This window comes from Terrabacter sp. NPDC080008 (assembly GCF_040702505.1).
GTDB lineage: Bacteria > Actinomycetota > Actinomycetes > Actinomycetales > Dermatophilaceae > Terrabacter.
In genome coordinates this window covers 552,628-565,623 of record NZ_JBFBLC010000001.1, presented here as the reverse complement: position 1 = coordinate 565,623, position 12,996 = coordinate 552,628, and the positions used below count along the sequence as shown (strand labels likewise).

At 72.8% G+C, this 12,996-nt stretch carries 10 protein-coding genes; 2 read left to right on the top strand and 8 right to left on the bottom strand.

Annotated elements, in window-relative coordinates; translation table 11 throughout:
- Positions 1-103 precede the first annotated feature (103 nt).
- Positions 104-2,305 (top strand): ATP-dependent DNA ligase, encoded by a 2,202-nt coding sequence (locus tag AB0316_RS02630; protein ID WP_366270206.1) that lies wholly within the window; start codon positions 104-106, stop codon positions 2,303-2,305.
- Positions 2,306-2,335: 30 nt separating this feature from the next.
- Here the strand turns inward: AB0316_RS02630 and AB0316_RS02625 are convergent, their stop codons facing one another.
- The 7 genes from AB0316_RS02625 to AB0316_RS02595 form a co-directional block, all read right to left on the bottom strand.
- Positions 2,336-2,677, bottom strand: coding sequence for a hypothetical protein (locus tag AB0316_RS02625; RefSeq protein ID WP_366270204.1), 342 nt, complete (start codon positions 2,675-2,677; stop codon positions 2,336-2,338).
- 205 nt (positions 2,678-2,882) lie between these two features.
- Positions 2,883-4,037 (bottom strand): Vms1/Ankzf1 family peptidyl-tRNA hydrolase, encoded by a 1,155-nt coding sequence (locus AB0316_RS02620; RefSeq protein WP_366270203.1) that lies wholly within the window; start codon positions 4,035-4,037, stop codon positions 2,883-2,885.
- Between the two features lie 52 nt (positions 4,038-4,089).
- On the bottom strand, positions 4,090-5,865 hold the full coding sequence (gene ptsP, locus AB0316_RS02615) for a phosphoenolpyruvate--protein phosphotransferase (protein WP_366270201.1): 1,776 nt from the start codon (positions 5,863-5,865) through the stop codon (positions 4,090-4,092).
- Positions 5,866-5,870: 5 nt separating this feature from the next.
- Entirely contained in the window at positions 5,871-6,140 is a 270-nt protein-coding gene (locus AB0316_RS02610) for an HPr family phosphocarrier protein (protein WP_142180689.1), read from the bottom strand.
- 69 nt (positions 6,141-6,209) lie between these two features.
- Positions 6,210-8,321, bottom strand: coding sequence for a fructose-specific PTS transporter subunit EIIC (locus tag AB0316_RS02605; RefSeq protein ID WP_366270200.1), 2,112 nt, complete (start codon positions 8,319-8,321; stop codon positions 6,210-6,212).
- Positions 8,322-8,394: 73 nt separating this feature from the next.
- Positions 8,395-9,348, bottom strand: a complete 954-nt coding sequence (gene pfkB / locus AB0316_RS02600) for a 1-phosphofructokinase (protein ID WP_366270199.1) — start codon at positions 9,346-9,348, stop codon at positions 8,395-8,397.
- Entirely contained in the window at positions 9,345-10,106 is a 762-nt protein-coding gene (locus tag AB0316_RS02595) for a DeoR/GlpR family DNA-binding transcription regulator (RefSeq protein ID WP_366270197.1), read from the bottom strand. The genes pfkB and AB0316_RS02595 overlap by 4 nt, the downstream gene beginning before the upstream one ends.
- A gap of 197 nt (positions 10,107-10,303) precedes the next feature.
- Between AB0316_RS02595 and AB0316_RS02590 the strand changes: the two genes are divergently transcribed.
- The gene (locus AB0316_RS02590) at positions 10,304-11,233 is read left to right on the top strand and encodes an alpha/beta hydrolase (protein WP_366270195.1); all 930 of its coding nucleotides are present in this window, start codon (positions 10,304-10,306) and stop codon (positions 11,231-11,233) included.
- 197 nt (positions 11,234-11,430) lie between these two features.
- On the opposite strand, the gene AB0316_RS02585 is transcribed toward AB0316_RS02590, so the two are convergent.
- The gene (locus tag AB0316_RS02585) at positions 11,431-12,996 is read right to left on the bottom strand and encodes a DUF4389 domain-containing protein (protein WP_366270193.1); all 1,566 of its coding nucleotides are present in this window, start codon (positions 12,994-12,996) and stop codon (positions 11,431-11,433) included.

Genomic DNA, 12,996 nt, shown 5'->3' with positions numbered 1-12,996 from the left:
TCGCCCACCCGGGCAGGCACCTCGTGGGCGGGTGGGTGCTGTGCCGTGGGTCACCGGGCGCGTGCAGCGGGGGCGTGTCTCACCTCGTGGCTACGATCGGCGGGTGAGCGCCAAGCCCGCCGTCGTCGCAGCGCCGAGCCCCGCCGACCCGTCCGGGGTGCGCGAGGTGCGCGTCTCGAGCCCCGACCGCGTCATGTGGCCCGGGACCGGGATGGCCGACGGCCGGCCGGTCACCAAGCTCGACCTCGCCGGGTACCTCGTGGCCGTCGCCGACCCGCTGCTGCGCGCGCTCGGCGACCGCCCGGTGACGCTCCAGCGCTTCCCCGAGGGGATCGAGGGCGAGGAGTTCTTCTCGAAGAACCCGCCCAAGGGCGTCCCCGACCACACCCGCACGGTCATGTGCACCTATCCGTCGGGACGCAGGCACCCGCAGCTCGTCGTCGACGAGGTCGCCGACGCCGTGTGGGCCGCGCAGATGAACACCGTCACCTTCCACCCGTGGCCGGTGCGCACGGCCGACGTCGACCGGCCCGACGAGCTGCGCATCGACCTCGACCCGCAGCCGGGGCGCGGGTTCACGGACGCGGTCGAGGCGGCATACGCCCTCCGTGAGGTGATGGCCGAGATCGGCCTGACCGCGTGGGCCAAGACGTCGGGCAACCGCGGCGTGCACGTCTACGCCCGCGTCGCCCCCACGCACGAGTTCCTCGACGTGCGCCACGGCGTCATCGGCATCGCCCGCGAGCTCGAGCGGCGCCTGCCCGACCTCGTCACGACCTCGTGGTGGAAGGAGGAGCGCGGCGAGAAGGTCTTCGTCGACTTCAACCAGGCCTGCCGCGACCGCACCATCGCCTCCGCCTACTCCCCGCGCCCGCTGCCCGGCGCGCCGGTGTCGACGCCGGTGACGTGGGACGAGCTCGGCACCGTGGACCCCAAGGAGCTGACCGTACGCACGGTGCCGGGCCTCGTGGCCGACCGCGGCGACGCGTGGGCGGGCATCGACGAGCACGTCGGTGACGTGGGTGCGGCCATCGCCCTCTGGGACCGCGACGTCGAGGAGCGGGGGCTCGGCGAGCTCAACTTCCCGCCCGACTACCCGAAGATGCCGGGCGAGCCGCCCCGCGTGCAGCCGAGCAAGCGACGCCAGGACAAGACGGACGGGGACTACATGGCACCCAAGGCCGAGCGCGACGCCGAGCACCGCACGACGTGGGGCATGCCGGTCGTGCCGCCGGTGTCGCCGATGCTCGCCAAGCCCGTCAAGGATTTCGCGGCGGTCAAGGGCGAGGTGCTCTACGAACCGAAGTGGGACGGTTTCCGCTCGGTCATCTTCCGCTCGGGCGACCTCGTCGAGATCGGCTCGCGCAACGAGAAGCCGATGACCCGCTACTTCCCCGAGGTCGTCGAGGCGGTCAAGGCCAACTTCCCCGAGAAGGCCGTCATCGACGGCGAGATCATCCTCGTCTCCCCCGAGTCGAACGACCGGCTCGACTTCGACCTGCTCCAGCAGCGCATCCACCCCGCCGCCTCACGCGTCAAGAAGCTCGCGGCCGAGACACCGGCGTCGTTCGTGGCCTTCGACCTGCTCGCGCTCGGTGACGAGTCGTTCATGGACCGGCCCTTCGCCGAGCGGCGCGCCGCCCTCGAGAAGGCGCTGGCCGGCGCCGAGGCACCGATCCACCTCACCGCGGCCACGCCCGACCGCGACGTCGCGAAGGGCTGGTTCACGCAGTTCGAAGGGGCCGGCCTCGACGGCGTCATCGCCAAGCCGGTCGACATCGCCTACGAGCCGGACAAGCGCCTGATGTTCAAGATCAAGCACGAGCGCACCGCCGACTGCGTCGTCGCCGGCTACCGCCCGCACAAGAACGACCCCGAGGCGATCGGCTCGCTGCTGCTCGGGCTCTACGGCGAGGACGGCCAGCTCGCCTCGGTCGGCGTCATCGGCGCCCTCCCGATGGCCCGCCGCCGCCAGCTGTTCGAGGAGCTGCAGCCGCTCGTCGCCGAGTGGGACGAGCACCCGTGGAACTGGGGCGCCCCGAGCGAGGAGGAGGGCGGGGTCCGCACCCCGCGCTCGTCGGAGTTCTCCCGCTGGAACAACCAGAAGGACCTCAGCTTCGTGCCGCTGCGGCCCGAGCGGGTCGTCGAGGTGCGCTACGACCACATGGAGGGCACGCGCTTCCGGCACACCGCCCAGTTCGTGCGGTGGCGCGAGGACCGCACGCCCGAGTCGTGCACGTTCGAGCAGCTCGAGGAGCCGGTGAGCTACGACCTCGCCGACGTCCTCTCCGCCGGCTCCGACTGAAGAGCCGACTGGGGAACCGATCCGACGCCGTCAGGCCCGGTGCACCCGGGGTCGCCGGTCGTGGTGGCGGTCGGCGGCCTCGCGCAGCTGCGCGACCACCTTCTCCTCGGCGTCGCCCAGGGCGGCCTTCGTGTCGGTCAGGTCGGAGACACCGATGACGGTCGGCAGCCCGTTCACGTGCACCTCCACCGACGTGTGCATCCCGGGCCGGCCGCGATCCTTGACCCGCAGGCCGATGTGCACCTGCTCGGCGTCGAAGCGCTCGAGCTGCGAGAACAGCTGGGTCAGCGTGTGCTCGATGAAGTGGAGGTCGTCCTCGTGGTAGCCGTCCTCGAGTCGGACCCGGTCCATGAACGGGCTCGTCGTGCTCATGCGGAGCTCCTCACCGCGCCGAACCCCACTGCCGGCGCTCACTCGGAGTCTATCGAGCGGGCATGTGGGACAGGCGTTTTCATCCCTATGAGAGAGATCACCGGCACACCGCGCAATCCGGACACCAAGGGCGGGCGAGCCGAGCGCGTATGCCGCCGGGCGGGGTCGCGTGACCCCGCCCGGCGGCATACGTCCTCGGTGGCGGTCAGGTGCCGCCGTGGCCGGGCACGCTGGGCACGCGCGCCCGCGGGGTGGACTCGTCGGACCAGCGGAGCACGGCGCCGACCCCGTCGGCGGGGTTGAGCTGGGCGCGGTCGACGAGGGTCACGGCGGCGCGGGAGCACACCGCCGCCCAGACGAGGGCGGCGTCCGCGGGGACCTGCGCGGGCTGCTCGGCACCGGTCATCTCGGCGTCCTCGCGGCTGGTTCCGAGCTGCAGGCGCCCCTCACCCACCCACAGCTGGTCATCGTGCTCCCGCCCCTCGACGAGGATCAGCTCCTCGGCCTGGGCGCGCTGCAGCACCTCGACGACGGGCGCCAGGCCCTCGGTCGCGGCCTCGGCCCGTCCGGTCTGCTCCTCGAAGCGGGCGACGAGGTCGGCCTCGGCCTGGGCGCGCGTGGCGGCGAGCACGGCCTCGATGGCCAGCCGCTCCTTCTCCTCGTCGGTGCCCTCGGCCCGGCCGCCGGTGTCGCTGCGGACGATGAGTGCCTTGGTCTCCTCGCCGACGTGCTGCTCGAGGAAGGTCATCGCCCGCTCGTCGCCCATGAGCACGATGACCTGCGGGCGGTAGTGGCGCACGATGCCGTCGAGCCGCTGGGCCACCGTGGCCGCGTTGTGCTCCCACGAGTCGTGGACGCGCTCCTGGAAGCGGCGATGGGACCAGCCGCCGCCCTTGAACCTGTGCAGGACGTCGTGGTCGCCCTGCACCTCGAGCTCCTCCTCTGAGCCGGAGATGCCGCCGTTGACCTCGATGTCGGCGCCGATGTGGTCGACGCGGACGACGACGTGCGGCAGGCACGATGCGAGGGCCCGGATCGCGTGCAGCAGCGACGGCACCGGGCCCCACGACACGTCCTGGTCGGGGCGCCTCGGCAGGTCGTGGCGCAGCAGCAGGCCGTCGGCGTTGGCGACGAGCAGGCGCCCCCACTGGCCGCCTCGCCCTGTCGGCTCGAGGGCGGCCTCAGCCAGCGAGGCGACGACCTCCTCGGGCGCGCCAGCGTCCCGCAGCCGGTCCGCGACGTCGCGCCAGCGCGCGTCGAGGCGGTCGGCGTTGGCCGGGTCGGTCCTGGTCTCGTCGAAGGTCACGCTCGCGAAGGGACCGTTCTCCTCGGCGAGGTCGTGGAACAGGTCGAGCTTCATGGACTCCTCCATGGGTCGGGGACACACTCCCCCTACCCACCGGAGCGACGCCTCACAGGAGGTCGATGAGCTCGTTCCGCGCCGCTTCCCGCACGGCGGTCAGGGCGTCGACGGCGGTGCGGGCGGCGCGAGCGGCCTCCGCGAGCTGCTGGCACTCGGCGAGGGTGTGCAGCGAGAGGGCCAGGCGCACGACCGGCACCTTGCTCGGGGCCATCGACAGCGAGGTGACACCGAGGCCCACGAGGACGAGCGCGAGGAGCGGGTCGCCGGCGGACTCGCCGCAGACGCCGATCGGCCGCTCGGCCCGTCTGGCGCCCTCGCAGGCGAGGCCCACGACGTCGAGCACGCCGGGCTGCCACGGGTCGAGCAGGTCGGAGAGGGCGCCTTCCATGCGGTCGGCGGCCATCGTGTACTGCGCGAGGTCGTTGGTGCCGAGTGAGCCGAACTCGACCTCGCCGAGCACGTCGTGGGCGCGCAGCGCGGCGCCGGGCACCTCGATCATGACGCCCGCCTTGGGCAGGCCGTTCTCGTGGACGCGGCGGGCGAACCACGCCGCCTCCTCGGCCGTGGCCACCATGGGCGCCATGACGCGTACGTCGGCTCCGGTCTCGCGCGCGGCGATGCCGAGCGCCTCGAGCTGGGCGTCGAGCAGGTCGGGCCGCTCGGCCGATAGGCGCAGCCCGCGGCGACCCAGGGCCGGGTTCTCCTCGGGGCCGAGGTCGGCGAACTTCAGCGGCTTGTCCGCGCCCGCGTCGAGGGTGCGCACGACGACGCGGCGGCCCTCGAACGGGGCGAAGACGCCGCGGTAGATCTCGGTCTGCTCCTCCACGGTCGGCGCCTTGGTGGCCGAGAGGTAGACGAACTCGGTGCGGAAGAGACCAACGCCTTCGAGGTCCTGGGCGCCGGCCGCGACGGCGTCCTCGACGCCGCCGATGTTGGCGAGCAGTGCCACCTCGTCGCCGTCGGCGGTGCGGCCGGGCCCGGAGGTCCGTGACTCGGCCGCGGCCCGGCGCTCGGCCCGCTCCCGCTGGGCGGTGACGAGGGCGAGGTCGGGGTCGACGGTCACCTCGCCGGTGTCGCCGTCGAGCGCGACAGGGGTGCCGGCCGGGATCTGCATGGCGTCGGCGAGCTGCACGACGGCGGGGATCCCCATCTGCGCGGCAAGGATCGCCGTGTGGCTGGTCCGCCCGCCGGTCTCGGTGATGATGCCGACGACGAGTCTCCGGTCGAGCGTCGCCGTCTCGGCGGGCGCGAGGTCCTCCGCGACGATGACGCTGGGCTCGTCGAAGGCGGGTACGCCAGGGGCGGGCACGCCCAGCACCGCCGCGATCGCGCGCGAGCCGACGTCACGCAGGTCGGCCACCCGCTCGGCGAAGTAGCCGCCGAGCGCCTCGAACTGGGCGGCATACGTCTCGACGGCGTTCTCGATCGCGTGCGCCCGGCCGTGGCCGGCCGCGAGCTCCTTGGCCGCCGCCTTGACGAGGCCCTTGTCGCGGGCGATGAGGGCCGTCGCCTTGAGGATCTGCTGGGCCGTGTCGTCCACGCGGGTCGCCCGTTCCTCGAGCGAGACGGCGACCGACTCGAACGCGGCCCGCACGTCGGCGAGCGCCGCCTCCTGCTCGGCCTCGCCGCTGGCGGGCGGCTCGTCGGCCGGCGGCCGGACCGGTGGTGCGACGAGCACCACCGGGCCGTATGCCGTGCCCGGGCTGACGCCGATCCCGTGCCGGGTCGTCTGGGACGAGGTCTCAGACGAGGTCTCGGACGAGGTCGCGGACGAGGTCGCGGGCGGGGTGGCGGGCGAGGTGTGGGTCGTGTCCGACGCGGCCATGCTCGTTACTCCGCGTCGAGGTCGCGCGAGAGCAGCTCGACGAGGGAGTCGAGCGTGGCGTCGGCGCCGTCGCCCTCGGCCGTCAGGACGACCTCCTCGCCGTGCTTGGCCCCGAGGGCCATGACGCCGAGGATGCTCGTCGCGTCGACCGGGTCCTCGCCGGGCTTGGCGATCTCGACGTCGAGGCCGGAGCTGCTGGCGGCCTCGACGAAGAGGGCGGCGGGTCGGGCGTGCAGGCCCACCGACGAGGCGATGGTGACGGTGCGGGTTGCCATGGACGTGCTCCTTCGTTGGATGCGGGTGGTCGTGCTGACGGGGAGGATCAGACGGCGGTCACGCCCTGATCAGACGGTAGCGGTGGCCTCGACCTGCGCAAGGTTCGCTTCGCGGGAGCGCAGGGCGATGAAGATCGTGGTCATGACCGCGATCCCGGCGACGAGGGCGATGATGAACAGGCCGAAGTTGCCGATGAGCGGCAGCACCCAGATGCCTCCGTGCGGGGCGCGCAGCGTCGCCCCGAAGAGCATGACCAGGGCGCCGGTGACGGCGGAGCCGACGACCGAGCTGGCGATGACGCGGAAGGGGTCGGCGGCCGCGAACGGGATGGCCCCCTCGGAGATGAACGAGGCGCCGAGCAGCCAGGCGGCCTTGCCGTTCTCGCGCTCGGGCTCGGAGAAGAGCTTGGGGCGCAGTGTGGTGGCCAGGGCCATCGAGAGTGGCGCGACCATGCCCGCGGCCATGACGGCGGCCATGATCTTCAGCTGCGGGGCGTCGGTGGCGGCGCCGGCCGCGGCGAGGCCCGTGGTGGCGAAGGCATAGGCGACCTTGTTGACCGGGCCCCCGAGGTCGAAGCCCATCATCGCGCCGAGGATCAGGCCCAGGACGACCGCGCTGGCGCCGTTCATGCTCGTCAGCCAGCTGTTCAGCCCATTGGTCAGGGCGGTGATCGGGCGGCCGAGGACCGTGATGAACAGGCCGATCGTGATGAACGAGGACAGCAGCGGGATGACGACGACCGGCATCACACCGCGGACGCCCTTGGCCACGTTCCAGCCGGCGACCCAGCGGGCGACGAAGCCGCCGAGTAGGCCGGTCACGATGCCGCCGAGGAAGCCGGCGCCCATCGTCGCGGCGACGAAGCCCCCGACGATGCCGGGCACGAGGCCGGGGCGGTCGGCGATGGCGAAGGCGATGAAGCCGGAGAGGATCGGCACGAGGAAGCTGAAGGCCGCGCTGCCGATGACGAAGCAGAGCGCCGCCCACGAGGTCAGGCTGCCGACGCTGAAGGTCTCGGCGATGTTGAGCGGGTCGCCCGGCTTGAGGTTGTACTTGACGATCTCGATGGCGCCGTTGGAGCCCATCGCCACCTGCGCCAGCATGAACGAGATGGCGATGAGGATGCCGCCGGCCGCGACGAACGGGATCATGTAGGAGACACCGGTCATCAGCCACTGGCGGATCTTCGTGCCGGTGCTCGCGCCCTCCTCGACCTTCGAGGTGAGGCCGCCGGAGGCGCCTGCCGTGGCCGCCGCTGCGGCCGCGGCCTCGCGCTTGCTCGGGTCGGCGTCCCACTCGGCGACGAGCTGCTCGGCCTGCGAGACCAGGGCGGGGCCGTCGGAGATGCCCTTCTTCACGCCGACGTCGACGAGCGGCTTGCCGGCGAAGCGGCCGGCGTCCTTGACGGGCAGGTCGTGGGCGAAGATGACGGCGTCGGCGGCGGCGATCTGGGCAGCGCTGAGCGGCTTGGAGCCGGCGGAGCCCTGGGTCTCGACGAGGATCGTGTGGCCCGCGGCCTTGGCGGCGGCCTCGAGGCCCTCGGCGGCCATGTAGGTGTGGGCGATGCCCGTCGGGCACGAGGTGACGCCGACGAGGTTGAGCACGCGCTTGGCGGGCGGCTCGGCCGTCGCGACGGCGGTCGGGGCCGCGGCACCGCCCGCGTGGTCGGCGCCGGCAGCCGCCGTGGCGCCGGCCGTCGAGGCCGTGGCGCCGGCGGTTGCCGGCTTCGGCTGGTCGAGCTCGACCTCGGCGCTGACGATGCGCACGACCTCGGCCTCGGTCGTGGCGGAGGCGAGGGCGGCCTTGAAGTCCTTCTTCATGAGGGCGCGGGCCAGCTTGGGCAGCATCTGCATGTGCGCGTCGCCGCCGCCCTCGGGGGCCGCGATGAGGAAGACGAGCGTCGCCGGCCCGTCCTTGGCGCCCCAGTCGATGCCGTCACCGGAGCGGCCGAAGACCAGCGAGGGCTCGGTGATGGCGGCGCTGCGGGCGTGCGGGATGCCGATGCCGCCGGGCAGGCCGGTCGCCATCGTCTCCTCGCGCTTGCGCACGTCGGCGAGGAAGGTGTCGAGGTCGGTGCAGCGGCCGGAGGCGACGAGGCGTTCGCCGAGCCTGCGCGTCGCCTCGTGGCGATCGGCACCGGCGAGGTCGAGGACGACCTGCTCTTCGGTGATGAGGGACATGGCGGTTCCTTTCGAGGAGGGGACGGTCAGGCGGTTTTCGGCGTCTGTTGGTTCGGTGTCTTGGGGTGGCGTGTCAGGCGAGGACGCCGAGGACACGGTCGAAGTCGGGGTCGTGGGTGAGCTCGGGGCGTATGCCGTCCAGGTCGGCGGGTGCGGGCACCCGGCTTCCCGGGAGGGTGACGGCGGCGGCGCCCCACGCGACTCCGGCGACGAGCGCCTCGGTCGGGGCGGCGCCGGTGGAGAGGCCGTGGAGCAGGCCGGCGAGCATGCAGTCGCCGGCGCCGACGGTCGACAGCGGCGCGGTGATCGTGGCCCGGGCGTGGGCGCACTCGTCGGCGGTCACGAGCAGGGCGCCGTCGCCGCCGAGGCTGACGGCGACGAGCTCGATGCCGCCGGTGACGAGGTCGCGGGCGGCGTCGCGCACGTCGGCCAGCGTCGGCAGGTCGTGGCGGACGAGCTCCGCGAGCTCCTCGTGGTTCGGCTTGATCAGGTGCGGCCGCGCGGCGACGGCCGCGGCGAAGGGGGCGCCGGAGGAGTCGATGGCGACCCGGGCACCGCGCTCGCGCGCCCGGGCGGTGAGGACGGCATACAGGTCGGTGGGGGCCCCCGGCGGGAGGCTGCCGCAGCCGACCACCCAGGAGGCGTCGTCGGCGGCGGCCACGGTCGCGTCGAGGAGGGCGTCGACCTCGTCGGCGGACAGCTGCGGGCCGGGCTCGTTGAGCTTGGTCGTGGTGCCGTCGGGCTCGAGGACGCTGATGTTCATCCGGACCGACCCGTGGACGGGGACCGGGGTGTGGGGCACGTCCGCGGCCTCGAGCAGCTCCTCGAGCAGGTGGCCGGTGGGCCCACCGCTCGGGAGCACGGCGAGGGTGGCGTCGCCCTGGGCGGCGAGGGCGCGGGAGACGTTGACTCCCTTGCCGCCCGGGTCGATCCGGCTGCTGCCGGCCCGGTGCACCTCGCCGCGGTGGAGCGACGGGACGAGCACGGCGCGGTCGATGCTCGGGTTGGGGGTGAGCGTGACGATCATGCGGTCACCACTTCCGGTCCGGCCGCGCGGAGCTCGGCGGCGACGTCGTCGTCGAGGTCGGTGTCGGTGATGACGACGTCGACGTCGGCGACCTGGGCGAATCGGTGGAGGTGGTCGTCGCCGGCCTTGCTCGAGTCGGTGAGGACCACGCTCTTGCGGGCGGCGGCGACCATGGCGCGCTTGACGAGCGACTCGGACTGGTCGGGGGTCGTCAGGCCGCGGGCGACGGACAGGCCGTTGGTGCCGAGCAGCGCGACGTCCACGACGACGTCGGCGAGCGGGCCGGTGGCCCAGTCGCCGACGGCGGCGCCGGTCGCGCTGCGCACGCGCCCACCGAGGAGGTAGAGGTTGATGCCCGGGTGCGTCGAGAGCACCGCGGCGGCCGCGAGGCTGTTGGTCAGGACCGTGAGGTCGAGGTCGGGCGGCAGCAGCTCGGCGACGGCGAGGGTGGTCGAGCCGGCGTCGAGGATGATGCTGCCGCCGCTGGGCAGCTCGTCGAGGGCGCGGGCGGCGATGCGGCGCTTGACGTCGGTGAGCCGGCCGGAGCGGGTCGCGAGCGTCGGCTCGACCTCGAGGCGCTCGACGGGGATGGCGCCGCCGTGGACCCGGCGCAGCGACCCGCGGCGCTCCAGGGCGGTCAGGTCCCGGCGGACGGTCTCGGCGGCGACCCCGAGGGTGTCGGCGAGTGCCGTGACCTCGACCCGGCCGGCACGCCGTGCCTCGGCGATGATGCGCTGCTGCCGCTCCGCTGCGTACATCGGACTCCCTCGTCCTGCTCGACTCTCCCGCGCCCCTCGATGGGCTGGTGTCTTTCAAGGAAAGCACCGGATCAGACCCATGTAAAGAGATTCGGGCACCCGTTTTTGTGGGATCCAGTGGGCGCCGGGGCGAAACGGGCACCCGAGACGGACGCGAGTCGCGCACGCGGAGGGACGCTGCGGCATACAGTGCGGCCATGCAGAACAGCACCTTCACGGTGACGACCCCCGACGGCACGGAGGTGTTCCTCAACCGCTGGCTCCCCGACGGGCAGGCGAAGGCGGTCGTGCAGATCTCGCACGGCATGGCCGAGCACTCGAGCCGCTACGCGCGCTTCGCGCAGCGCCTCACCGACCACGGGTATGCGGTCTACGGCTCGGACCACCGCGGGCACGGCAAGACGGTCGGCACGCGGGGTTCCTTTGCGGCACAGGACGGTTGGCAGACGGTCATCGACGACCTGCATGCCGTCACCGAGCGCGCCCGCGAGGAGCAGCCCGGCCTGCCCGTCTTCCTCCTCGGCCACAGCATGGGCTCGTTCCTCGCGAGGGCGTATGCCGCCCAGTTCGGTTCCGAGCTCGCCGGCCTCGTGCTCTCGGGCACCTCCGGCGGCGCCGGCGGGATCAGCCGGGTCGGGCTCTTCCTCGCCTCGACCCAGGCGCGGCTGCGCGGGCACACCCACGCGAGCGGGCTGATGAACACGCTGACCTTCGGTCAGTACAACAACGCCTTCAAACCGGCCCGGACCCAGTTCGACTGGCTCTCACGCGATCCCGCGGAGGTCGACAAGTACGTCAACGACCCGGACTGCGGCTTCGTCTTCACTGCGGGCGGGTTCGTCGACCTCATCCGGGGGCTCGAGGGCGTCAACAGCGATGCCGTCGCCGGTCGCATCCCCAAGGACCTGCCGGTGCACCTGGCATCCGGCGACATGGACCCGGTCGGCGCGAACGGCAAGGGCGTGCGCAAGGTGGCGAACCAGCTGACCCGGCTCGGGGTCAAGGACGTCACGGTGAAGCTGTGGCCCGAGGCACGGCACGAGATCCTCAACGAGACCAACCGCGACGAGGTCGAGACCGAGCTCGTCAACTGGCTCGACGCCCACCTCCCCGCCGTCAAGGCCTGACCGACGCAAAGTGCCCACTCGACGTGATCCAAAAGTCGAGTGGGCACTTTGCGACGTTTCTCCACAGGGAGGCTGTGGACAACTCGCAGCAAAGTGCCCAGGCGACGCGGGGAAGTGCGACGTCGACGTCGCAAAGTGCCCACTCGACGTGATCCAAAAGTCGAGTGGGCACTTTGCGACGTTTGTCCAGCCCCCGCTCAGCGCTCGAGCGGGCCCGGGGGCTCGAGGCGCCGGGCCGCCACGGGCGGCGCGAGCGGCACCTCCGGACCGCCCTCGTCGAGCTGGAACGGCGGGTAGACGTCGGTCATCAGGGCGGCATACGCGATGACGCGGTAGACCCAGCGGTTCAGGCCGATGACCAGATCGAAGAGGGCGCGTGGGTAGCGGCCGGTGAAGAGCAGCGAGAAGCCGGCGATCGCGACGAGCAGGCCGAGCACGCCCCAGGTGTCGTACCGGACGGCCTGCCCGGTCGCCTCGTCCCACACCCAGCCGCCACCGCCGAGCAGCAGCCCCAGGATGATGTAGTGCGGGATGGCGAGCAGCCACCACTTGACGAGGACGAGTCCGCGCGAGAGCTGCCGCGGGTAGGCGACGTCGAGGCGCGCGGGGTAGTCCGGCTCCGCGTCGAGGCTGAACGGCGGGTAGCGGTCGGTGCCGATACCGCCGTTGGCGCAGTAGTAGCTGACGCGCCAGCTCCACTGCAGCACACCGAGGTTGAAGTCGAAGAGCGTGCGCGGGTAGCGGCCGGTGAAGAGGATCGCGAAGAACGCCACGACGCTGACGGCGAGGAACGCCACCCACAGCACCGCGAGCACGATGAAGTGCGGGATCGCGAGGAACCACTTGACCAGCCACAGCCACCGCGAGAGCGGCTCGTCGAGGCGGGCGTCGAGCGCGACGGGGCTCATCGCCCGCGGGTGCGACTGCCACGAGGGAGGCGGCCCGGGCGCCGCACCCTGGTTCGTCCCGGCGGCGGCTCCCGTCGTGTCGACGTAGCCGGCGGGGACCGGCGCTCCCGGCGGCCGGAGGTAGCTCGCCGGCCGGCTGCCCCGGGCGCCGAGCACGATGAGCGTGACCGCGAGGCCGGTGACGACCAGCCCGATGCCGAGCATCAGGAAGGCGAGCGGCAGCAGGAAGCCGGCGCGCACCCCCGTGGTGGCCGAGACGGCGACGCCCGGGCTGCCGTCGGCGTTCATGAGCACGGCGCCCCAGCTGCCCTGGGTCACCTTCCACGTCAGCTGCTGCGTCCCGGGTCCGGTGGCCTTGGCGGTCCAGATCCGCTGCGCCGTCGGCGCGGGCGCCTGGTTGGCGCCGTCAACGGCCTGCATGACGGGCGTGCGGGGGTTGCCGTTCTGGGGCTCCGTGATGCCGACGACCTGGTCGTGCGCGACCCCGCCGAGGTATGCGTTGAGCGCGCTCGTCGGGGCGATGCCGAGGAAGATCGCCTTGCCCGTCTCGAGCGGCTGGGCGGTGACGCGCACCTCGAGGTCGAGCCGGTCGAGCACCCAGGAGGGGGCGTTGGGGCCGGTCTCGACGACGGCGTCACCGACCGTGACGGCCGGTGTGTTGCTCGAGACGACGGGCAGGCTCATGGACAGGAAGCCCGCGGAGTCGCGCCCCACGGCATACGCGATCCCGAGGGCGCCGCCGCCGAGGAGCATCCCGACGCCGGGGAGGATGAGCAGGCACCCGATGATGAGGGCCGCGAGATGGCGGCCGGCCGGGTGGCGCCGGTCGGCGGGGGTGAGGGTGGTGGAGGTCAC

Excerpts from the sequence above, each read along its gene's own strand:
- AB0316_RS02590 (WP_366270195.1), top strand. The coding sequence starts at position 10,304 with ATGCAGAACAGCACCTTCACGGTGACGACCCCCGACGGCACGGAGGTG.
- pfkB (WP_366270199.1), bottom strand. The coding sequence starts at position 9,348 with ATGATCGTCACGCTCACCCCCAACCCGAGCATCGACCGCGCCGTGCTC.
- AB0316_RS02610 (WP_142180689.1), bottom strand. The coding sequence starts at position 6,140 with ATGGCAACCCGCACCGTCACCATCGCCTCGTCGGTGGGCCTGCACGCC.
- ptsP (WP_366270201.1), bottom strand. The coding sequence starts at position 5,865 with ATGGCCGCGTCGGACACGACCCACACCTCGCCCGCCACCCCGCCCGCG.
- AB0316_RS02625 (WP_366270204.1), bottom strand. The coding sequence starts at position 2,677 with ATGAGCACGACGAGCCCGTTCATGGACCGGGTCCGACTCGAGGACGGC.
- AB0316_RS02605 (WP_366270200.1), bottom strand. The coding sequence starts at position 8,321 with ATGTCCCTCATCACCGAAGAGCAGGTCGTCCTCGACCTCGCCGGTGCC.
- AB0316_RS02620 (WP_366270203.1), bottom strand. The coding sequence starts at position 4,037 with ATGAAGCTCGACCTGTTCCACGACCTCGCCGAGGAGAACGGTCCCTTC.
- AB0316_RS02595 (WP_366270197.1), bottom strand. The coding sequence starts at position 10,106 with ATGTACGCAGCGGAGCGGCAGCAGCGCATCATCGCCGAGGCACGGCGT.